Genomic DNA, 23,265 nt, shown 5'->3' on the forward strand with positions numbered 1-23,265 from the left:
CGGCGGCACACCAGACCCGCCCGGATCCAACGCCACGGTGGTGGTCATCACCGTCGCCTCGGTCGGACCATAGGTGTTCACCAACCGCACATGCCCCAACCACGCCCGCGACAACGGCTCGGTCAGCAGCTCCGCACCCGTCAACACGGTCACCAGACCCGGCATCGCCCCCGGATCCACCACCGCCAACAACGACGGAGTCACACTCATCGCCCGCACACCCGCCGCCCGCACCAACGCCGTCAGACGGGCGGGCTCGGCACGTTGCGCCGCTTGGGCCACCACCAACGTCCCACCACCGGCCAGCACGGCGGCGACGTCCAGTACCGCCGCGTCGAAACTGAACGACGCGAACTGCAACACCCGCACCCCAGGACCAGCACCCAACACCGGCCCCACACCCGCCACCAAATTCGCCACCCCACCATGCCCCACCAACACACCCTTCGGCCGCCCCGTCGACCCCGACGTATAAATCACATACGCCAAACCCCCACCAGCCCCGCCATCACGCACCACCGGAGAAGCCGTAATGCCCGCCGCTGTCGCCGGATCGTCCAAAACCACCCGCGTCACTTCGGACGGCACTGCGCCCAGCACTTCTACCGATTCGGCCGTTCCCACCACGACGTCCGCGCCGCTGTCGGCGAGCATGTAGCCGAGCCTGTCTGCCGGGTATTTCGGGTCCAATGGGACGTACGCCGCTCCGGCCAGCCACGCCGCCAATATGCCGAGCACCATTTCCACATCACGTGGCACACACAGAGCCACCATTGATCCGGGGCCGACACCCAATCCCCGCAGATGGCCGGCGAGCCGTTCCGCACGCCGCACCAGCCACCCATAAGTCACGCTCACGTCTCCGACGACCACCGCCACCGCGTCCGCCCGCACCCGGGCATGACCCAGAACCGAACCCACCACACCCGACTCAACCGCAGCCTCACCACCAGCACCCCAACCCAGCAACTCCGCCCGCTGCCCCTCCGACACCACCCGCAACTCCGACAAACGCCGCTCCCCACCACCCCCGGCAATCCCCTCCAGCAACACCCCCAAATGACCCACCAACCGCGCCACACTGCCCGCATCGAACAAAGCAGTGCTGTACTCCACCGCACCCGCCAGCTCGCCGTCCCGGTCGGTCATGGTGAGTTCGAGATCGGCCTTCACCGCCAGCGCGTCGTCCAGCCCGCCCCGCGCCGCCCAGCCGATGTCGCCATCCCAGTTCAGCTCTCTCGCGGGTCCGGAGCCGCCCTCGCTGCCGCTGCCGAGGGTGTCGTACCCGAAGAGCACTTGGAACAGGGGCGTCCGCGACCGGTCCCGTTCGGTGACCAGGTCGTCCACCAGCTGCTCGAACGGCAGGTCCTGGTGGGCGTGCGCGGCCAGGACCATCGTCCGCACCCGCCGCACCACCTCGGTGAACGACGGGTCGCCCGACAGGTCCGCCCGCATCACCAGCGTGTTCACGAAGAACCCGATCAGACCCTCGGTCTCGGCCCGATCCCGGTTCGCCACCGGCGTCCCCACCACCACATCGTCCTGACCGGCATACCGCCCCAGCAGCACCATGAACGCCGACAGCACCGTCATGAACATGCTCGCCCCGGCAGCACGCGCCGCCTCCCGCAAGCCCTCCGCCACCAGGCCGGGAACGGCGAAACGGATCACCGCGCCCGAGGTCGAGCGCACCGGGGGGCGGGGCCGATCGGTCGGCAGGTCCAGCACCGGCACCCCGGCCAGCCGCTCCCGCCAGTACGCCAACTGCTCTTCCAGCACCTCGCCGGTCAGCCACCGCCGCTGCCACACCGCGAAGTCCGCGTACTGCACCGGCAACGCCGGCAACGGATCCGGCTCGCCCCGCCGGAACGCCTCGTACAGCGTCGCCAACTCGTCGCGCAGGATCTGCCCTGACCATTCGTCGCTCACGACATGGTGCAGCGACATCACCAGCACATGTTCGTCATCCGACACCCGCACCAGGCACGCCCGGATGAGCGGCCCGGCAGCGAGATCGAACGGGGTGAGCGCGTCCGCCACCACCAGCGCCTGAACCGCATGGTGCGGATTCACCGAAGCCGAGACATCCACCACCGGAAGCGAGAACGGCGACGGCGGATCGATCACCTGGTGCGGCACCCCGTCGTCACCAGCGACCAGGCGCGTCCGCAGCACCTCATGGCGACCCACGACCGCCGACAACGCCGCCGTCAAAGCCCCCACGTCCACCGCCGCCGGCAACCGCAGCGGCATCGGGACGTTGTACTCCACCGACCCCGGCTCCAGGACGTCCAGGAACCAGAGCCGCTGCTGGCTGAACGACAATGGCAACCGCTGCTCCCGCGGCACCGGCACGATCGGCGGCGCCGCGGCCCCGGCCGCGGCCTCCTCTATCACCGAGGCGAGCCCGGCCACGGTGGGCTCGTCGAACACCGCGGTGAGCGGGACGTCCACACCGAACACCCGCCGGATCCTCGAGATCATCCTGGTCGCCAGCAGCGAGTGCGCGCCGAGTTCGAAGAAGTCGTCGTTGCGACCGACGCGTTCGATGCCGAGGATCTGTGTCCAGATTCCGGCGAGAACCTGCTCAGTTTCGGTTCTGGGCGGCTGGTAGCCGGCGGAGACCTCGGGCCGCTCGGTGCCCGGGTCGGGCAGCGCCGCACGGTCGAGCTTGCCGCTCGGGGTGAGCGGAAACGCCGCCACCTCCGTGAACACGGCAGGGATCATGAATTCGGGCAGCCGCCTGGCCGCGAACTCCCGCAACTCGCCCGCTTCGGGGATTCCGGCCTCGGGGCCTGCGGGGACCAGCCACGCCACGAGGCGCGCGTCCGCGCCCTCTCCCAGGACCCCGGCCGCGACGTCCGCGACGTCCGGATGGGCGGTCAGGACGGCTTCGATCTCGCCGGGCTCGATGCGGAACCCGCGGACCTTGACCTGCTCGTCGGCCCGGCCGGTGAACTCCAGCAACCCGTCGGCCCGCCACCGCGCCCGGTCGCCCGACCGGTACAGGCGCGACCCGTCACCGGCGAACGGATCGGCGATGAACCGCTCGGCGGTCAGTACCGGACGCGCGTGATAGCCGAAGGCCAGCCCGGCACCGCCGATGAACACCTCACCGCTGATCCCGACCGGGACCAGGTTCAAGTTCTCGTCCAGCACCCGTACCAGCGTGTTGGCCACGGGCAGTCCGATCGGCGGCGCTCCCTCCGCGGACGGGTCCACCAGGCCCGTGCAGCAGATGACGGTCGTCTCGGTCGGCCCGTAACCGATCGACATCCGCCGCCCGGCACCCCACTCCCGCGCGATCTGGCCGCTGACCGGCTCAGAGCCCACGATCATCGACCGCACCGGGGCGAACTCGCGGGGATCCAGCAACGCCAGCAGCGACGGCGCGACGCTCGTCGCCTGTACTCCCGATGCCTGCACCAGTGCCGTCAGGCGGGCGGGTTCGGCACGTTGCGCCGCCTGGGCCACCACCAACGTCCCGCCACCGGCCAGCACCGCCGCGACGTCCAGTACCGCCGCGTCGAAACTGAACGAGGCGAACTGCAACACCCGCACCCCAGGACCAGCACCCAAAACCGGCCCCACACCCGCCACCAGATTCGCCACCCCACCATGCCCCACCAACACACCCTTGGGCCGGCCCGTCGACCCCGACGTATAAATCACATACGCCAAACCCCCACCAGCCGCGGCAACCGCCCCATCACGCACCGCCGGGGACGCCGCAATGGCCGCCGCCGTCGCCGGATCGTCCAAAACCACCCGCGTCACTTCGGACGGCACTGTGCCCAGTGTTTCCGCCGACTCCGTCATCCCCACCACGACGTCGGCGCCGCTGTCGGCGAGCATGAACTCCAAACGGTCCGCCGGATATCCCGGGTCCAACGGCACATACGCCGCACCCGCCAACCACACCCCCAAAATGCCGACCACCATTTCCACATCACGCGGAAGACAAAGCCCCACGACCGATCCCGCGCCGACCCCCGCCCCCCGCAGATAACCCGCCAGCCGCTCGGCCGTGCTCACCAGCCGCCCATAGGTCAGGTAGGCGTCCCCGACCACCACCGCCACCGCGTCCGGCCGGATCGCCGCCTGCCCCAGAACCGAACCCACCACGCCGGACTCGACGCCGACTTCAGCACCGGCGCCCCAGCCGAGCAGTTCCTCCCGCTCCGGCATCGAGACCATGGGCAGCTCGGACAACCGCCGCTCCTCGCCGCTCTCAGCGACGCCTTCCAACAACACGCCCAGATGGGTCACCAACCGCGCCACGGTGCTGACGTCGAACAGGCCGGTGCTGTACCTGACCTCGCCCGTCAAGCCCTGAGCGGTTTCGCCCAAGGTGACCTGCAGGTCGAACTTGACGATCGTTCGCTCCGGCTGGAAATCGCTGACCGTGAGCCAGCTTTCGGTGTCGTCTCCGCGGTGATTGAACAGGACCTGGAAGAGGGGGGTGCGGGACCGGTCGCGTTCGGTGACCAGCTCGTCGACGAGCTGCTCGAACGGCAGATCCTGGTGGGCATAGGCGTCCAGCGCGGTGCCCCTGACCTGCTCCAGCAGCTCAGCGAACGTCGGGTCTCCGGACAGATCGGCCCGCATCACCAGCGTGTTCACGAAGAACCCGATCAGACCCTCGGTCTCGGCCCGATCCCGGTTCGCCACCGGCGTCCCCACCACCACGTCGTCCTGACCGGTGTACCGCCCGAGCAGGACCATGAACGCCGACAGCACCGTCATGAACATGCTCGCCCCGGCAGCCCGCGCTACCTCCCGCAGGCCCTCGGCCACTGGAGCGGGGAAGGCGAAGGCCGCGAACGAGCCTGTGGTGGACCGCACCGGGGGGCGGGGCCGGTCGGTCGGCAGGTCCAGCACCGGAACATCCGCCAACTGCTCCCGCCAGTAGGCCAACTGCTCTTCCAGCACCTCACCGGTCAGCCACCGCCGCTGCCACACCGCGAAATCCGCGTACTGCACCGGCAACGCCGGCAACGGATCCGAGTCGCCCCGCCGGAACGCCTCGTACAGCGCGGCCAGCTCTTGCCGGAAAATCTCCGCCGACCATTCATCGAAGACGATGTGATGGGCCGACAAAACGAGCACGTGGTCATGACTCGCCAGCCGCGCGAGACATCCGCGGATCAGTGGTCCTGCGGCCAGGTCGAACGGCTCTGCCGTGCTCGCCCCGACCAGCACGCCCGCGGCTGCATGAGGATCACGCGCGGCGGACACGTCCACCACCGGCAGCCAGAACGGCGACGGCGGATCGACCGCCTGGAACGGCACCCCGTCCTCACCCGCCACCAGCCGCGTCCGCAGCACCTCATGCCGCCGCACCAGCGCCGACAACGCCGAAGCCAGAACCTCGACGTCGACGTCACTCATCGCCAGCGGCATCGGGACGTTGTACTCCGCGGACCCGGGCTCCATCTGGTCGGCGAACCAGAGCCGCTGCTGCCCGAACGACAGCGGAAGCCGCTGATCTCGCGATACCCGGACCACCGGCGGCACGACCGTTCCGGCCGCCGCGTCCACCACCTCGGCCAACTGACCCAGCGTCGGGGCGTCGAACAAGGCCGAGACCGCGATCTCCACCCCGAACATCGACCGGACCCGCGACACCACCCGAGTCGCCAACAGCGAATGCGCCCCCAACTCAAAGAAATTGTCCTCCACCCCCACCCGCTCCACCTTCAACAACTCCGCCCAAATCCCCGCCAGCGCACGCTCGGTCTCCGACCGCGGCTCCACAAAAACGCGCCCCACCAACCGCCCCGCATCCGGCGCCGGCAACGCAGCCCGATCCAACTTCCCATTACGACTCAACGGGAACTCGGCGACCTCGGAGAAGTAGGCCGGAATCATGAACTCCGGCAACCGCCTACCAGCAAACTCACGCAACTCAGCGACAGAAGGCACACCGGAATCCGGATCGGCAGGCACCAACCACGCGACCAACTGCGGATCCTGCTCACCGGCCTCCGCCATGTCTGTGGTTACAGCGACTGCGGCGGCGGTGATCTGGGGGTGAGCGGTCAGTACGGCCTCGACCTCGCCGGGCTCGATCCGGAACCCTCGTACCTTGACCTGCTCGTCGATCCGGCCGAGGAACTCAAGCACGCCGCCCGGACGCCACCGCGCCCGGTCGCCCGAGCGATACAACCGCGAACCATCACCCGCCAGCGGATCGGCGACGAACCGCTCGGCGGTCAACGCCGCACGCCCCGCATAACCCCACGCCAAGCCCAGACCACCGATGAACAACTCACCTGCCACACCCATCGGCGCTGGGTTCAGTCGCTCATCCAGTACGTGCACCCGCACACCCGGCAGCGGTGTCCCGATCGGCACCACTCCGCTCGGAGCCGCGACCTTGTTCACGCTGCCTGCAGTCGCACATACCGATGCTTCGGTCGGCCCATAGGCGTTCACCACCACGCAGCGGTCCGCCCATCGGGCCACCAAATGCCCGTCAGCCCGCTCGCCCGCCAACACCAACGTCGCCAAACCCGCGAACTGAGTCGGGTCGACCACACGCGCCACCGACGGCGGCAACGTCACCACTCCGACCCCCGCCGCAGCCAACACCTGCGCCAGCCGCGCGGTGTCCACCCGCTCGGATTCATCCACGATCACCAGACGCCCACCGTGCCCGAGCGTCACCCACACCTCCGACACCGCCGCGTCGAAACTGAACGAGGCGAACCCCGCCACCACCGCACCCGGGTCAATCCCGAACACCGGGCCTTGGCCCGCCACCAGATTCGCGACACCGCCGTGGCCGACCAGCACACCCTTCGGCCGACCCGTCGACCCCGACGTGTACATCACATACGCCAGGCCCTCACCAGCCGCAGCATCACGCGTCACCGGGGATCCGGCTATCACCGCCGCCGTCACCGGGTCGTCCAGCTCTACTACCCGGACGCCCCGTCCCACCGGGACATCCCCCACCACCGACCCAACGCCCACCACAACACCGGCACCACTGTCAGCGAGCATGAAACCCAGCCGATCCGCCGGATAACCCGGGTCCAACGGCACATACGCCGCACCCGCCAACCACACCCCCAACACCGCCGCCACCATCTCCACATCACGCGGCACACACAAACCCACCACCGACCCCGGACCAACCCCCAAACCCTGCAGATAACCCGCCAACCGCCCCGCACGCCCCACCAACCACCCATAAGTCACGCTTACGTCCCCCACCACCACCGCCACCGCATCCGCCCGCACCGCCGCCTGGCCCAGAACCAAGGCCACGACACCACCGTCATCACCGGCCTGGGCATCGGCGTCCACGCCCACACCCCAGCTCAGCAGCTCCTCCCGCTCTGCCTCGGAGACCATCGGCAGGGCGGACAAACGCAGGTCCCCATCGCCTCTGGCAATCCCATTCAGCAGCACCGCGAAATGGCCCACCAACCGCGTCACGGAATCGCGGTCGAACAGCCCCGTGCTGTACTCCACCGCGCCCGCCAATGCGCCATCCCGCTCGACGAGCACCAACCGCACGTCCGTCCGCGCCACCACGTCGCCGCCGAGATCCGCCCGCGTCCACGCGATGTCGCCGCCGCCCTGCTCCTCCGCGGTGGGGATGTTGTAGTTGAACAGGACCTGGAAGAGCGGGGTGCGGGACTGGTCCCGTTCGGTGATCAGGTCGTCCACCAGCTGCTCGAACGGCAGATCCTGGTTCGCGTACGCCGCCAGCGCCACCTGCCGCACCCGGGCCAGGAACTCGCCGAACGTCGGGTCGCCCGAGAGGTCGGCCCGCATCACCAGGGAGTTGATGAAGCACCCGATGAGGTTCTCGGTCTCGGCGCGGTCGCGGTTGGCGACGGGGGTGCCCACCGCGAAGTCGTCCCGGCCGGCGTAGCGGCCCAGCAGGGCCATGAACGCCGCCAGGAGCGTCATGAACATCGTCGCGCCGCCTTGACGGGCGACGGCGCGCAGGCCGTCGGTGAGCTCGGGCGGGACGGTGAACTCCACCGCGGCCCCGGCGGTCGGCCGGACCAGCGGGCGGGGCCGGTCGGTCGGCAGGTCCAGCACCGGCACTCCGGCCAGCTGCTCGCGCCAGTAGGCCAGCTGGGATTCCAGCACGTCACCGGTCAGCCAGTGGCGCTGCCACGACACGTAGTCCGCGTACTGCACCGGCAAAGCCGGCAAGGGATCCGCCTCGCCGCTGCGGAACGCCTGGTACAGCGCGACCAGCTCGCGCCGCAGGATCTCCTCCGACCACTCGTCGGAGGCGACGTGGTGCACCGACAGGACCAGCACGTGATCGCGGGGAGCCAGCCTGGCCAGGCAGGCGCGGATCACCGGCCCGGCGGCCAGGTCGAACGGCGCGGCGGCGTCCGCGGCGACCAGGGCGGCGGCCGCCGCGAGCGGGTCCGCCGCGTCGGACACGTCGGCGACCGGCAGCCGGAACGGCGACGGCGGGTCGATCACCTGGAACGGCACCCCGTCGTCGCCCGCCACCAGCCGGGTCCGCAGCACCTCATGCCGGTGGACGACGGCGGTCAAAGCCGCACCGAGCGCCGCCACGTCCAGGGGTCCGGCCAGTCGCGACGGGGCGGACACGGTGTACTCGGCCGATTCCGGTTCGAGCTGGCTGACGAACCACAGCCGTTGCTGCGCGAACGACAGCGGCAGCCGCCCGTCCCGCGGGACGGGGACCACCGGGGGGACGGCGACGCCCTCGGCGTTCTCGACGACCTCCGCCAGCCCGGCCACGGTCGGGTGGTCGAAGAGCGCCGCCATCGCCACTTCCGCCCCGAACTCCTCCCGCACCCGCGAGACGACCTGCGTCGCCAGCAGCGAATGGCCGCCCAGCGCGAAGAAGTCGTCGTCGGCGCCGACCCGCTCCACTCCCAGCACGAGCGCCCAGATCCGCGCCAGCCGTTCCTGGGTAGGGGTGGCGGGAGCGGTGAAGGCACCGAGGTCGGGCCGTGACATGTCCGGTTCCGGCAGCGCCGACCGGTCCAGCTTCCCGTTCGGCGACAGCGGCAGCGCCGCCACCTCGGTGAACACCGACGGCACCATGAACTCCGGCAACCGCTCGGCCAGGTACGCGCGCAACTCGCCCACCGCCGGGGCACCGGCGGCGGCGTCGGCCGGGACCAGCCAGGCGGCCAGCCGGGTCCCCGCGCCGTGGCCGACGGCGGCCACGGCCGCCGCTGCCACCCGCGGATGCCCGGCCAGCACCGACTCGACCTCGGCCGGCTCGATCCGGAATCCCCTGACCTTCACCTGGTCGTCGGCCCGGCCGTGGAATTCGAGGATGCCGTCCGCATCCCACCGCCCCAGGTCACCGGTCCGGTAGAGGCGCGACCCGTCGGCCGCGAACGGGTCCGCGACGAACCTCTCCGCGGTCAGCGCCGGACGCCCGTGGTACCCCCGGGCGACCCCCGCCCCGCCGACGAAGATCTCACCCCGCACGCCCGGCGGCACCGGATCCAGCCGCCCGTCCAGCACGTACACCCGGGTGTTCCAGACCGGGCGCCCGACCGGCTGCGGTCCCGGCGCCAGCGGCTCGCCGGGAGCCGACCGGTGGCCGACGCACCCGACCGTCGTCTCGGTCGGGCCGTACTCGTTGGTGACCGCGACGCCCGGGTTCCGGTCCCGCCACCCCGCGAGCGACTCGGCGGTCAGCTGCTCGCCGCCCACGACCAGGTCGCCGCGGTGGCCCCGCTCGCCCATCGCGTCCAGGAGCGGCAGATGGCTCGGGGTGATCTTCAGGAACCCGGCGGGCGCCTTCCCGCCCGCCTGCCACGCCTCGTCCAGCCCGGCGAGGAAGACGCAGCCACCGGACACGAGCGGCCCGAACAGCGCGGTCACCGTCAGGTCGAACGAGATCGGCGAGTGCGCCACCGACCCCGTGCGCAGCCCCGGATAGGCGTCCCGCGAATAGGCCAGGTAGTTGGCCAGCGCCCGGTGGGTGACCGCCACGCCCTTGGGCTCGCCCGTCGACCCGGACGTGTAGATCACGTATGCGAGCCGCTCGGCCGGGGCGGCCGCCGGACGCGGGAGCGCCGGCCCCGCCGAGAGCACCTCCCGGACCTCCGGCGCGTCCATCTTGATCACCCGTGCCCGGCCGGCGGGCAGGTGTCCGGCCGTCGCCTCGGTCCCGATCACCACGCGGGCCCCGCTGTCGGCGAGGACGAACGCCAGGCGCGCGGCCGGATGGCCCGGCTCGAGCGGCACGTACGCGGCGCCGGCCTTCCATACCGCCAGCACCGACACCAGCAGGTCCGTGGTGCGGCCCAAGCACAGCCCGACCACCGTCTCGGGGCCCACACCCGCGTCCCGCAGGTGGCGGGCCAGCCGGGAGGCCCGGGCCTCCAGCCCGGCGTACGTCAGCGAGACGCCGTCCGCCGCGACGGCGACCGCGTCCGGGCACTCCAGGGCCTGGGCGGCGATCAGCTCGTCCGCCCCGCACGCGGGCACCGGCACGGCGGTGTCGTTCCAGGTGACGAGCAGCTGCTCCCGCTCGTCCTCCAGGAGCAGGGGCAGGTCGGCGGCCCGCCGATCCGGGTCCGCCGCCACCGCCGCCAGGAGCACGCCCAGGTGTTCCGCCAGCCGGCCGGCGGTCGCCGCGTCGCAGACGGCCGTGGAGTACGCGAGCGTTCCGGCCAGTCCACCGGCGGGCTCTTCGGCCAGCCGCAACTCCAGGTCCGGCTGCTGCGGCGCGACCGCGCCGGCCCCGCCGTCCGGGACCGCGTACCTGAATCCGACCTGGACGAGCGGCGGCTGCGACCGTCCCTCCTCGGAGTCCCGCTCACCGGCCGCGACGATCCGGTCCGGCAGCTCGGAGACCAGCGGGTCGCCGGACAGATCGGCCCGCAGCACCCGAGTGCTCCCGGCCGGCCCGCGGCCGCCCGCGGCCTCCGGTCCGTCCCGCTCCGCGAGCGCGGCACCGACCAGGAAGGCGTCCCGGCCGGTGTAGCGCGCGAGCAGGACCAGGAACGCAGCCAGCGACATGCGGGACATGTCCGTCCCCGCGGCGCGGGCGGCGGCCCGCAGGCCGTCCGTCACCTCGGCAGGGACGGCGAAGCGGGCCAGTGCCGTGACGGGCGGGGCGGCCGAGGACCGGCCGCCCGGCAGCTCCAGCACCGGCGGTCCGGCGGTCCGGCGACGCGGCCGGCCGTCGGAGCGTGTCCCATCATCGCCGTTGCCCGGATCCTCGGCTACCACGAGCAACATCCCCTCCTAGGCACGCCGCGGCGAGCCGAAGCCGGTCGCGCGGGACCGAGCGCTCATGTCGGGCGAGTACGGGTCGCGGACCTCTGGCGGCACCCGTCCGGCAACGGTTCCAGATCCGCCCGCTTAAGAGATATTCACCAACAGCATTAACGCCGATCATAACCAGTCATAGACTGAGCACAACATTTCCGTTCAACTGAACCGGCGCGCCAGTTGAACGCCACCGGCCCCGCCTCTTCGCCGAACTATTCTAGAAAGACTCGCAGCGGACAATCGGCGATGCCGTCCTCAGGAGGAACCGGATGCCAGCCACCCGAGCACCCGCCCACGAATTCGGGACGGCGGCGACGGAGCGCGATTCACCCGGCCGCCGGCGGATCAGGCCGGGAACCGTGCGGCGAGTAATTCCATATATCAAGAAATACCGCTGGTCGCTCGTTCTGCTGATCACCCTCACCGTCATCGACGCGGGCGTGACGACGGCCAATCCGCTGCTCTTCGGCGTCATCATCGATTCCGGAATAGTTCCGCGCAGGCTGTCGGTCGTGATTGAACTGACGGCACTTCTGGCGGGGCTCGCGATCGCCGATGCCTGCGCGGTCTACATCCAGACCAGGACCTCCGCCAGAATCGGCCAGGGACTCGTCTACGATCTGCGCACCGAGGTATTCGAGCACGTACAGAAACAGACCCCGGTCTTCTTCACGCGTTCGCAGACCGGGTCACTCGTCAGCAGGCTGAACTCCGACGTCGTCGGGGCGCAGCAGGCGGTCACGACATTGTTGTCGCGGACCGTGGACACGTTGCTGACGCTGGTCTTCGTGCTGGTCGCGATGTTCTACCTGTCCTGGCAGATCAGCCTCTTCGCCATTGTCATCGTCCCCGTTCTCGTCCTGCCGGGGAAGGCCGTCGGCCGCAGGCTGCAGCGGCTGACCAGAGAGCAGATGCAGCTCAACGCGGAACTCGCCTCGGTGATGAACGAGCGCTTCAACGTGGCCGGCTCGATCCTGGTCCGGCTGTTCGGGCGGCCCGACGAGGAGGCCAGGCTGTTCGCGGACAAGGCCGGCCGGGTCCGCGACGTCGGCGCGCGGGCGAACGTGATGGGCCAGGTGCTCGGCATCGCGATGTCGCTGTCGTCCTCGCTGATCCTCGCGCTGACGTTCGGGATCGGCGGCTACCTCGTCATCAACCATTCGTTCAAGATCGGGACGCTGGTCGCCCTGATCACCCTGATCGGCCGGATCTACGGCCCGATCAACCAGCTCTCCGGCATCCAGGCCAACATCCTGACGTCGCTGGTCAGTTTCGACCGCCTGTTCGAGGTCCTGGACCTCAAGCCGCTGGTGACGCAGCGTCCCACCGCCATCGCGCTGCCGGTCGGCGACGCGCGCGGCGGTGACACCGGCGGGCGCGACACGGGCGGGCGCGACACGGGCGGCGGTCGCGCGCCCGAGATCGAGTTCGACCACGTGTCGTTCAGCTATCCCTCCGCCGACGCGGTCTCGCTCGTCTCGCTGGAGTCGGTCCGGCGGCCGGTCCACGAGTCCTCCGGCGAGGCGCTGGTGCTGTCCGACGTGAGCTTTCGCGTCCCGGCGGGCCGGCTGACCGCGCTGGTAGGGCCGTCGGGAGCCGGGAAGACCACCATCACGCAGATGGTGCCGAGGTTCTACGACCCCGACTCCGGGGAGGTGCGGATCAGCGGCCGCGACATCCGCGACCTGACGCTCCGGTCCGTCCAGGACACCGTCGGGATGGTGACGCAGGACGCGCACCTCTTCCACGACACGATCCGGCAGAACCTGCTGTACGCGCGCCCGGACGCCAGCGAGAGCGACCTGGTGGAGGCCTGCGAGGCGGCGCAGATCTGGCCGCTGATCGCCTCACTGCCGGACGGGCTCGACACGGTCGCCGGCGACCGCGGCTTCCGGCTGTCGGGGGGCGAGAAGCAGCGCATCGCCCTGGCCAGGCTGCTGCTCAAGGCACCGCCGATCGTGGTGCTCGACGAGGCGACGGCGCACCTGGACGTCGAGTCCGAGGCCGCCGTGCAGCGCGCGCTCCGGACCGCGCTCTCGGGACGGACGTCACTGGTCATCGCGCACCGGCTGACCACGATCCGCGCCGCGGACCAGATCGTCGTCATCGACGCGGGGCGGATCAGGCAGCGCGGGACGCACGAGGAGCTGCTGATGGAGGAAGGGCTCTATGCGAGCCTTTACCGCACGCAGTTCGCGTCCCAGGGGAGCAACGGCCGGGGCGAGACGGCCGGTACCGGCCCGCTGCCCGGCTGAATCCATTACAGAAACCCTCGGCGTACCGCATCACGGCGCGGCCCTTTTCGGCGGTCACGCGCGCCCTTGTTCAACTGAGGTGACGATCCCGGTTGAACGCCGTCCAGGGGGTTCCCTTTCATCTCGACGCCTGAACATCGGCTGTGTAGATTGCTGCCACCCAACGTGGCCGGAAAACAGGAGCGGGTTTTCATGGATGAATTGACCGAGCGCCTCACCACCGAACAGCCCGTGGTCATGGGCGGGGCACAACCCACCGTCGAAGAACTGCACGAGCGGGTGGGCGACCTCGGGTACTGCCTGATCAAGTTCACCGAGACCCGGGGCGGCACCGAACTGGGCGTCCGGCTGGACCGCGACGCGACGGACACCAGCGCCGCCGACTTCGACAACGGCACCGGCTCGGTGCATATCGAGGGCTTCCTGATCCTCAACGACGACCCGGTCCGCTGCGTCGCCGACCTCGACCTGGCCACGCTCAAGGGGACCGGCCGCCTCATGCTCGTCGACAAGTCCGTGGTAACCGCCGGCGCGCAGTGATTCCGTTGCGCTCGGGTCAGATGCTTTCCTGGATGGAGGCGCGAAGGTGATCGACGAGCCCGTGTTCGTGCGGCCCGACCTGATAATCGAACCCCTGGTCGACAGGTTCTACGCATGGCTGCACACCGTGGCGCCGGTGCAGGCCGCGATGAATCTCGCATACGCGCAGGTGCCGCTGCTCGAGTCGTATCTGCAATCCCCGCAGGTGCATATCAACGCCAGCCGCAACCCGGAACTCAGGGGCGGCTTCTTCGTCAATATCGACCCGTCGCGGGTCGCGGAGGTCCGCGACCTGCTCACCGCCATCAAGCGGGACCGGGCGCCCATGCTGGACTTCGCGGCGGCGATCTCCGACGGGGAGGAGCTCGTCCGGCAGAGCGCGACCGGATTCGCGATGACGCCGCTTTACCCCAAGCTCCCGGCCGCCCTCTCGGGACTGGTCGAGATGGCGTACGACACCAACAACCAGCCGTCCATCCGCTATATGGAGCCGCTGGTGTACGAGAGCCCGGTCTACACCGAGGACCGGCAGTGCGTGCAGCTGTCGCTGGACACCGGTGTCGAGCGGCCGTTCATCCTGAGCACGCCGCGGTTGCCCGGCCCGGACGTCCTCGAACTCCCGATCCCGTTCCGGCATCCGGGGCTGGAGGAGCTGTGCCGGGCCCGGCTGGAGCCCACGACGCTCGGCCGCCTCCGGGAGGCGCTGGAACTCGACGACGCCCAGGCCGCGCAGCTGCCCCGCCTGCTCACCGACAAGCCGGACCTGGCGGGCGACCGGCACATCGGCGACGGCGGGCGCATCAGGTACTTCGGGCATGCGTGCCTGGTCCTGCAGACCCCGGAGGGCGCGGTCATCACCGACCCGTGGGTCAGCTCGGACGCCGCGGCGACCGGCCGGTACACCTACCGCGACCTGCCCGACTTCATCGACCTGGTGCTGATCACGCATGGCCACCAGGACCACATCGTGCTCGAGACCCTGCTGCAGCTGCGCGGCAGGGTGGGGACGGTGGTGGTCCCGAGGTCGTCGCGGGGCAGCCTGGCGGACCCCTCCCTGGCGCTCTACCTCTCGCGTCTCGGGCTGCCGGTGACCGAGGTCGACGACTTCTCCGAGGTCCCGTTCCCCGGCGGGACGGTCATCGCCGCGCCCTTCCTCGGCGAGCACGCCGACCTCGACATCCGCGCCAAGTCGACCTACATCGCGAAGTTCGCCGGCAAGACCGTCTACATCGGGGCCGACTCCTCGGGGATCGAGCCGGGCCTCTACCGCTACATGCGCAGGCAGGCCGGCGCGGTGGACATGGCGTTCCTCGGCATGGAATGCGCGGGCGCGCCGCTCACCTGGCTCTACGGAGCGCTGCTGACCGCGCCGGTGACGAAGAAGATGAGCGATTCGCGCACGCTCTCCGGCTCGAACGCGGCCCAGGCGAGCGCGATCCTGACCGAACTCGGCGCGGCCGAGGCCTACGTCTACGCCATGGGCGAGGAGGACTGGCTGGTCGGGCATGTGATGGCGACCAGCTACAACGAGGACTCCTATCAGCTGAAGCAGGTCGAGGAGTTCATGACCTGGTGCTCCGAGCACGGCGTCAAGGCGGACCACCTCTACGGGCAGCACGAGTGGAAATGGTGAACCACCGGGGAGGGCGCTCCGATGCCGTTCGCAAAGGTCAACGGGATCCGGCTGGCCTACGAGCGCTCGGGCGCCGGGAAGCCGGTCGTCCTGATCATGGGCACCGGCGGGGGCGGCAGCGCGTGGACGGTGCACCAGGTGCCCGCGCTGAACCGCGCCGGGTACGAGGCCATCACGTTCGACACCAGGGGGATCCCGCCGTCGGACGTGCCGGCGGGCAAGTACGCGCTCGCCGATCTCGCCGGCGACGTGACCGGGCTGATCGAGGCGCTCGGCGTGGGGCCGTGCTCCCTGGTCGGGACGTCGCTGGGCGCGATGGTCGCCTCGGAGGTCGCCGCCACCAGGCCGGAGCTGGTGACCTGCTGCGTGCTGATGGCGATGCGCGGGCGCTCGGACGCCACCCGGCGGGCGCTCTCGGCCGCTGACCGCGCGATGACCGCCGCGTCGGTCGAGCTGCCGCGCGAGTACGAGGCCGTCGCAGCGGCGCTGCAGATGCTCTCGCCCGCGACGCTCAACGACGACACGGCGGCCGCCGGGTGGCTGGACATCTTCATGTACTCGAGCGGGCGGAAGGTGTCGAGCGGGCAGGCCGACATCGATTTCACCGCGGACCGGCATGCGGTGCTGCGCACGATCAAGGCGCCCTGCCGGGTCATCGCCTTCACCGATGACCTCATCTGCCCGCCGCACCTGTGCGCCGAGGCGAGCGAGGCCATCCCGGACTGCGATTTCACCGAGATAGCGGCATGCGGCCACCTCGGCTATCTGGAGCGACCGGAGGAGACCAACCGTGCCATCATCGACTTCCTCGACAAGTACTGACGCAAGCCGTGGCACGCCACTATAGGCTCGCCTGCTCCGGCTGCGAGCGGACGCATGAGGACGACGGGCTGATCCTGCAGTGCCCCGCAGGGCACGCACCGGCGCTGCTGCGCACCGAGTACCGCCAGCGCGGCTTCAAGCCGGCCCAGGACGGCCAGGGCCTGTCCCGCTATCACGAGTGGCTGCCCGTCACCGGGCTGGCGGACAACGCCCACCGGGGCGTGGTGTACCGCAGCGAGGCGCTCTCGACCGCCCTCGGGCTCCCGAACCTCTGGATCGCTTTCAACGGCTACTGGCCCGAGCGCGGCGCGATGCTGGGCACCGGGACGTTCAAGGAGTTCGAGGCGTACACGGTGCTCGGCAGGATGCCGAAGCGGCAGAGCATCCTGACCGTCCCGTCCTCGGGCAACACCGCCGCCGCTTTCGCCTGGGCCTGCTCGCAGGAGGGGGTGCCGTGCCTGCTGATCGTCCCGGAAACGGCGCTGCACCGGTTGCGGTTCCGTGCGCCCCTCGACCCGTGCGTCAGCGTGGTCGCCATCGGCGACAGCGATTACTCGGACGCCATGGACCTCGCCGCGTCCGTGTGCCGGACGGCCCCGTTCCAGGCGGAGGGCGGGGTGAAGAACGTGGGTCGCCGGGACGGGCTGGGGACGGTCATGCTGACCGCGCATGAGGAGATGCGGTCCCTGCCGAGTCACTACTTCCAGGCCGTGGGAAGCGGGACCGGGGCGATCGCCGTCCACGAGGCGGCCAAGCGGCTGCGCGCCGCGGGCGCCGAGATGACCGCGCTCCCCCGGCTCATGCTCTGCCAGAACCGTCCGTTCACGCCCATCCACCACGCGTGGGAGGCGCGGTCGCCGTCGCTGGACGACGCGTCCGCGGACCGGTTCCGGGCCGTCGCCAAGGGCGTGCATGCCGACGAGCTGACGAATTCGACGCCGCCCTACTCCGTCCGCGGCGGGGTCTACGACGCGCTGGTCGAAAGCCGGGGGGACGTCCTGACCGCTGACAGCGGTGCCACCCGGGCGGCACAGGCGATGTTCGAGGAGCTGGAGGGAATCGACATCGAGCCCGCGGCCGGGGTGGCGCTCGCCTGCCTGCGGGACGCGGTGCGGACCGGGAAGGTCGACCGCGCGTCGGTCGTGCTGCTCAACGTGACGGGCGGCGGAAGGGCCCGGCTCGCCCTCCGGCACACGCTGGTGCCCGCCGATCCGAAACTGCGGCTCGCCCGGGACGCCGTTCGCACCGACCGCGATCTCGTCAAAAAGATCGCCGAGGTGTGCGCATCGACCGTTCCCGTCGATTAGTCATTGCCACTCACATGGCCCTGTCTTACGATTTTCCCAGGTTGGCGGAAAGCGATGGAGGTGGCGGAGAAATGGCGACCGGCAGGATACTGCAGTTCGACCACGAACGCGGTTACGGCTTTATCGCGGCGGACGACGGCGGCGAGGACGTCTTCCTGCACACATCGGTGGTCGACAGCGATGCCTACGAGCTCGCACCGGGGGCGCGGCTGGAGTTCAAGGTGATGGCGGGCGACCGGGGCCGGAAGGCCTTCGCGGCGCATCTCATTCCGGACGAGCCCGGCGCGGCGGAAAAGCCGGTCCCGGCACCGCCCCGGCAGGCGCCGGCACCGGTGCCGGCGGCCCCACCGGCCGCGTCCGCCCAGGCCGGCGGCACGCTGGACGACGACGAACCGACGTGCGACGTGCTCTCGCCGGACGAATTCATGCAGGAGCTGACGGAACTGCTGCTGAGCGGCGTCCCGGCGCTGAGCGGGCAGCAGGTGGTCGACGTCCGCAGGGTCGTGCTCGGCTGTGCGGAAAAGCACCAGTGGATCGATGGCTGAGTTTCGCAGGGCCGGGGAGCGCCGGAGCCCGGCGCCGGCGGACCGCCTCGGCTCCGCGCGCCTCCCGGCCTTTCTGCCGTAACAGGGGAAGGGGCCATGCCTGCTCCCGTTCCACCCATGTCCGACGAGCACGTGAAAACGATGACGGCGATGTATCGGGCCGTCGTCGACTCGGCGGAGTACATCGAGAGCCGCTATTCGGCGGCCGGTCTGGACGACATTTCGGCCGGTGAGTCATTTCTGCTCGGCATATTGGCCCGGCACGACAGGGCCGGCGCGCTCCGCCTTCTCGACGGTCTCGGCTTCGCCGAGCGGGATGTCGTCGCGCTGACCGACGGTCTCGGCCGGCGCGGCTACCTGAGGACGCGCGCGGCGGCTCCGGGCCGGTCCCGCCCGGCCGCCGTGCTCACCAAGCGCGGCATGACCGTCGTGAACCTGTCCGAGTACGCCCTCAGGGCGGCCTCGTGGGCGGACTTCCCGCTCCGCGAGGGCGACATCATCGTCAGCACCCCGGTCAAGTGCGGCACGACCTGGACGCAGATGATCTGCGCGCTTCTCGTCTTCCAGACCCCGGACCTCCCGGGCTCCCTGCCCGATCTGTCACCGTGGCTCGACGCCGAGCCCGTGGCCCGGCGCGAGACGGCGGCCGCTCTCGCGGCTCAGACGCACCGCAGGTTCATCAAGACCCATCTGCCGCTGAGCGAGCTTCCGGCCGATGACCGGGTCACCTATGTCGTCGTCGGCAGGCATCTCCTGGACGCGGCCATCTCGTACTACCACCACCGGATCAACGCCGCGGAGCATCACGAGCGGCCCGCCTCGGGGAACCGGCGCGGATCGTCGTCACCGCGCAACTGGCTCCTGCAGTGGATCGCCACGGATACCGACCTGCACGCGAACCGCGGCCATCTGCTGCCCGACATGCTCGGCCATCTGAGCGAAGCCTGGGCCCGGCGCGCGGACCCAGGCGTGGTGCTCCTGCACTACGAGGACCTGTCCGCCGACCTCGAGGGCGAGATGCGGAACCTCGCCGCCCGGCTCGGGATCAGCGTGCCCGAGCACGCCTGGCCGGCCCTGGTGAAGGCCGCCACGTTCAGCGAGATGCGCTCCGCCGCCGGGCGGCTGCAACCGGAGGACGGCCTGGGCGGGGCGCCGGAGAAGTTCTTCCGCAAGGGGACCTCCGGATCGGGACGCAGCCTGCTCTCCAGTGCCGAGCTCGCCTACTACCACGCGCGCGCGGCGCAACTGGCGCCGCCCGACTGCCTCGCCTGGCTGCACCGCGAGGACCGATCGGGCTAGACGCCGAGGCCGCGGCCGATGATCTCCTTCATGATCTCGGTCGTGCCGCCGAAGATGGTCTGGATGCGGACGTCCTGGTAGGCCTTCGCGATCGGGTACTCCATCATGTAGCCGTAGCCGCCGTGCAGCTGGAGGCAGCGGTCCACGACCCGCTTCAGCAGCTCGGTGTTCCAGTACTTGAGCATCGCGGCCTCGTCGACGCTCAGCTCGCCCTTGCCCTCCTTGACGATGCACTCGTCGGTGAAGGAGCGGCTGATGGTCAGCTCGGTCTTCATCTCGGCGAGCGTGAACCGGTTGTGCTGGAACTTGCCGATCGGGCGGCCGAACGCCTCGCGGGTCTTGCAGTACTCCAGCGTCTGCTCGAACGCCGACTCGGCGGCGGCCATCGCGGTGGCGCCGATGGACAGCCGCTCGCGGGCCAGGTTCGTCATCAGGTAGATGAAGCCCATGCCCTCCTCGCCGAGGAGGTTCTCCTTGGGGACGCGGACGTTGTCGAAGAACAGCTCGGCGGTGTCCTGCGCGTGCATGCCGACCTTCTCGAGGTTGCGGCCGCGCTCGAAGCCCTCCATGCCGCGCTCGACGACGAGGAGGCTGACGCCCTTCGCCCCGGCGGACGGGTCGGTCTTCGCCACGACGATCACCAGGTCGGACAGGATGCCGTTGGAGATGAACGTCTTGGAGCCGTTCAGGACGTAGTGGTCGCCGTCCCTGATCGCGGTGCTCTTGATGCCCTGCAGGTCGGAGCCGGCGGCGGGCTCGGTCATCGCGATGCCGGTGATGATCTCGCCGGAGCAGTAGCCGGGGAACCAGCGCGCCTGCTGCTCCGGAGTGCAAAGCTGACGCAGGTAGCCGCCGTTGATGTCGTTGTGCACCGAGAACCCGGGGCCGTGCACGCCCGCCTTCGCGAACTCCTCGTTGAGGATCACGTAGTAGCGGTAGTCGGGGTTGCCGCCGCCGCCGAACTCCTCCGGCATGTCGATGCCGAGCAGCCCCTGCCGCCCCGCGGCCAGCCACACGTCGCGGGAGACGACGCCGTCCTTCTCCCACTGCTCGTGGTACGGCGCGATCTCCTTCTCGATGAAGGCGCGGACCATGTCGCGGAACGCCTCGTGCTCCGCGGTGAAGATCTCCCGTGCCATCCGGCGGTCTCCCTCGGTAAGTGCGTGCTGATACAGCATTAATGTAACACTGGCACTGTCACGTCAAAGGAGCCGGGTATGGATCTCACCGTGGACGAGCTGGCCGCGCGCGCGGGGGTCACCGTCCGCACCGTGCGCTTCTACGCCGGGCGCGGCCTGCTGCCACCGCCCCGGCTGCGCGGCCGGACGGGCCTCTACGACGCCGACCACCTCGCGCGGCTCGAACTCGTCCGGGAGCTCCAGTCGCTCGGCCTGACCCTCGCCGCCATCGAGAAGCACCTGCGGAAGATCCCGCTGGACGCGCCCGCCGAGGACCTCGCGCTGCAACGCGCGCTGCTGTCGCCGTGGGCGCCGGAGCGTCCCGAGGACGTGAGCCGGCACGAGCTGGACCGCCGCGCCGGACGCCACCTCGACGACGACACGCTCAAGCGCCTCGAAGCGCTCGGCGTCGTGGAGAGCATCGCGCCGGACACCGTCCGGGTCGTCATGCCCGCCCTGCTCGGCATCAGCGCCGAGCTCGCCGAACTCCCGATGCCGCTGGACACCCTGATCGCCTCGCACGAGGCCGTCGAACGGCACACCACCGCGCTCGCGGCCGAGCTCCAGCAGGTCTTCCAGGACACCGTCGTCCGCTCCTACCGGGAGAGCGGCCGCTCCCCCGAGGAGCGCGACCGGCTGATGGAGCTGGCCGGCAAGCTCAAACCGCTGATGATCCAGTCGCTCGTCTCGTCGTTCCAGCACGCCGTCGACAAGGCCATCCGCACCTCCACCGACCGCTGACCGCGCGGGCCGGGGTCAGGAGTCCTTCCACTCCTGGCCCTCGTACTGGACGAGGCGGGGGTGGACGAGCGTGTTGACGCCGACGTCGCGGGAGCGGCGGTCCTTGGGGAAGACGGACGCGGCCTGCAGGACGGACCCGTCGAGGAAGCGCAGCGGCGGGGCGTCCGGGGACAGCGCGAGCGCGGGCGGCGCTGCGGTCGGCGAGGCGAGGGTGAAGCCCCAGTCGCCGAAGCTCGGCACGTCCACGTGGTACGGGGTGGTGGCGAGGCCGGCGGCGGCGATCGACTTCTCGATGCTCCAGAAGGACTTCGGCGCGAAGTACGGCGACCCGGACTGCACGACCATCCGGCCGCCGGGCGCGAGGACCCGCTTGACCAGGCCGTAGAACTCGACGGAGTACAGCTTCGCGGTGGGCACGTCGTCGGGGTCGGGCATGTCGACGATCACGGCGTCGTACCGGCGGGTCTGGCCGCGCAGCCACGTGAACGCGTCGGCGTTGACAGTGTGCGCGCGCGGGTCCTCGAAGGAACGGTGGTTGAGCGCGACCAGCGGCCCGTAGGTCCGGGCGAGGTGCAGCATCTCCGGGTCGAGCTCGACCAGCGTCGCGCTGCGGACGTCGCGGTAGCGCAGCACCTCGCGCATCGCCAGCCCGTCGCCGCCGCCGAGGATCAGCACGTTCCCGTGCGGGCCGGACATCAGCGGGTGGACGAGCGACTCGTGGTACCGGTACTCGTCCGCCGAGGAGAACTGCAGGTCGCCGTTCAGGAACAGGCGCAGGTCGGTGGTGCCCGCCAGGGTGATCTTCCGGGTGATCACGATCTCCTGGTACGGGGTGTCCTTCGCCAGCGCGATGGGGTCCTCGAACAGCGCCTGCCGCGCGGTCACCTCGATCCGGTCGGAGAGCGCGTACGTCGTGCCGAGGACGGCGAGCACCGCCACCATGCCGAGGCCGATCCCGACCCGCGCGACGCGTCCGAGCCGGCGGCGGAACAGCCACAGCACCACCGCGACGCCGGCGACCGCGTTCACCGCGCCGACCAGCAGCGCGCCCTTGATGTGCCCGAACGTCGGGAGCAGCACGAACGGGAAGGCGAGCCCGCCGATCAGCGCGCCCACGTAGTCGGCGGCGAACAGGTCGGCGACGGCGCTGCCCGCGTCCTGCTTGCGGATCCGCTGCAGCAGCGTCATCAGCAGCGGGATCTCCGCGCCGATCAGCGCGCCCACCGCGAACGACACCGCCACCAGCGCCGGGACGTAGATGTCGAGCCAGGAGAACGCGGCGTACAGCGCGAGCACCGACAGGCCGCCGACCAGCGCGAGCGCGCCCTCGACGATGGCGAACGCGGCGGCGGCGTGCTTCTGCAGCGGCTTGGCCAGCAGCGACCCGATGCCCATGGCGAAGACCATGACGGACAGCACGATCGACGCCTGGGTGACGGAGTCGCCGACCAGGTAGCTGCCGAGCGCGACGAGCGCCAGCTCGTACACCAGGCCGCAGGCCGCGCAGGTGAACACGGCCGCGAGGACCAGAGCGCGCGCCACCCGCGCCGGCGCGCCGAGCCGGCCCGCCGCGCCGCCGCCCTCCGAGCCGCCGCCCTCCGCGCCACCACCCTCCGAGCCGGAGCCGGAGCCCGAGTCGGGACCGGGCTCGGCGGCCGTCTCGGGGCCGGGTCCGGCGGCGGGCGCGTCCGGGGTCTC

General features: G+C 70.6%; 11 protein-coding genes. 8 read left to right on the forward strand and 3 right to left on the reverse strand.

Translation table 11 applies throughout. The features are described from left to right. Positions 1-11,214, reverse strand: an 11,214-nt coding sequence (locus tag ABT299_RS31820) for a non-ribosomal peptide synthetase (RefSeq protein WP_500252998.1), incomplete at its 3' end; no start/stop codon positions are given. 302 nt (positions 11,215-11,516) lie between these two features. Between ABT299_RS31820 and ABT299_RS31825 the strand changes: the two genes are divergently transcribed. The 7 genes from ABT299_RS31825 (at position 11,517) to ABT299_RS31855 (ending at position 19,648) form a co-directional block, all read left to right on the forward strand. Continuing rightward, on the forward strand, positions 11,517-13,502 hold the full coding sequence (locus ABT299_RS31825; protein WP_500252999.1) for an ABC transporter ATP-binding protein: 1,986 nt from the start codon (positions 11,517-11,519) through the stop codon (positions 13,500-13,502). A 192-nt stretch (positions 13,503-13,694) separates the two neighbouring features. Next, on the forward strand, positions 13,695-14,042 hold the full coding sequence (locus ABT299_RS31830) for a hypothetical protein (protein WP_387022279.1): 348 nt from the start codon (positions 13,695-13,697) through the stop codon (positions 14,040-14,042). A gap of 46 nt (positions 14,043-14,088) precedes the next feature. Then, complete coding sequence (locus ABT299_RS31835) at positions 14,089-15,675, forward strand: MBL fold metallo-hydrolase (RefSeq protein ID WP_190858200.1); 1,587 nt, start codon at positions 14,089-14,091, stop codon at positions 15,673-15,675. A 21-nt stretch (positions 15,676-15,696) separates the two neighbouring features. After that, positions 15,697-16,497 carry an alpha/beta fold hydrolase gene (locus tag ABT299_RS31840; protein WP_500253000.1) on the forward strand — a complete coding sequence of 267 codons (801 nt, stop codon included), beginning with the start codon at positions 15,697-15,699 and terminating at the stop codon, positions 16,495-16,497. A gap of 8 nt (positions 16,498-16,505) precedes the next feature. Continuing rightward, positions 16,506-17,804 (forward strand): cysteate synthase, encoded by a 1,299-nt coding sequence (locus ABT299_RS31845; RefSeq protein WP_500253001.1) that lies wholly within the window; start codon positions 16,506-16,508, stop codon positions 17,802-17,804. A gap of 71 nt (positions 17,805-17,875) precedes the next feature. Further along, positions 17,876-18,349, forward strand: coding sequence for a cold-shock protein (locus ABT299_RS31850; protein WP_190858194.1), 474 nt, complete (start codon positions 17,876-17,878; stop codon positions 18,347-18,349). A gap of 117 nt (positions 18,350-18,466) precedes the next feature. Next, on the forward strand, positions 18,467-19,648 hold the full coding sequence (locus ABT299_RS31855) for a sulfotransferase domain-containing protein (RefSeq protein WP_500253002.1): 1,182 nt from the start codon (positions 18,467-18,469) through the stop codon (positions 19,646-19,648). Here ABT299_RS31855 and ABT299_RS31860 read toward each other — a convergent pair. Next, a complete protein-coding gene (locus ABT299_RS31860; protein ID WP_190858192.1) occupies positions 19,645-20,787 on the reverse strand; it encodes an acyl-CoA dehydrogenase family protein in 1,143 nt (380 codons plus the stop codon). The genes ABT299_RS31855 and ABT299_RS31860 overlap by 4 nt on opposite strands. 78 nt (positions 20,788-20,865) lie before the next feature. On the opposite strand from ABT299_RS31860, the gene ABT299_RS31865 reads away from it, so the two are divergent. Beyond that, on the forward strand, positions 20,866-21,567 hold the full coding sequence (locus tag ABT299_RS31865; RefSeq protein ID WP_500253003.1) for a MerR family transcriptional regulator: 702 nt from the start codon (positions 20,866-20,868) through the stop codon (positions 21,565-21,567). Positions 21,568-21,582: 15 nt separating this feature from the next. Here the strand turns inward: ABT299_RS31865 and ABT299_RS31870 are convergent, their stop codons facing one another. Next, positions 21,583-23,109: a polyamine aminopropyltransferase gene (locus ABT299_RS31870; protein WP_500253004.1), complete on the reverse strand. Its 1,527-nt coding sequence runs from the start codon at positions 23,107-23,109 to the stop codon at positions 21,583-21,585. Positions 23,110-23,265 lie beyond the last annotated feature (156 nt).

It is taken from the genome of Spirillospora sp. NPDC000708, from assembly GCF_040299565.1.
In the GTDB taxonomy this organism is placed as follows: domain Bacteria; phylum Actinomycetota; class Actinomycetes; order Streptosporangiales; family Streptosporangiaceae; genus Spirillospora.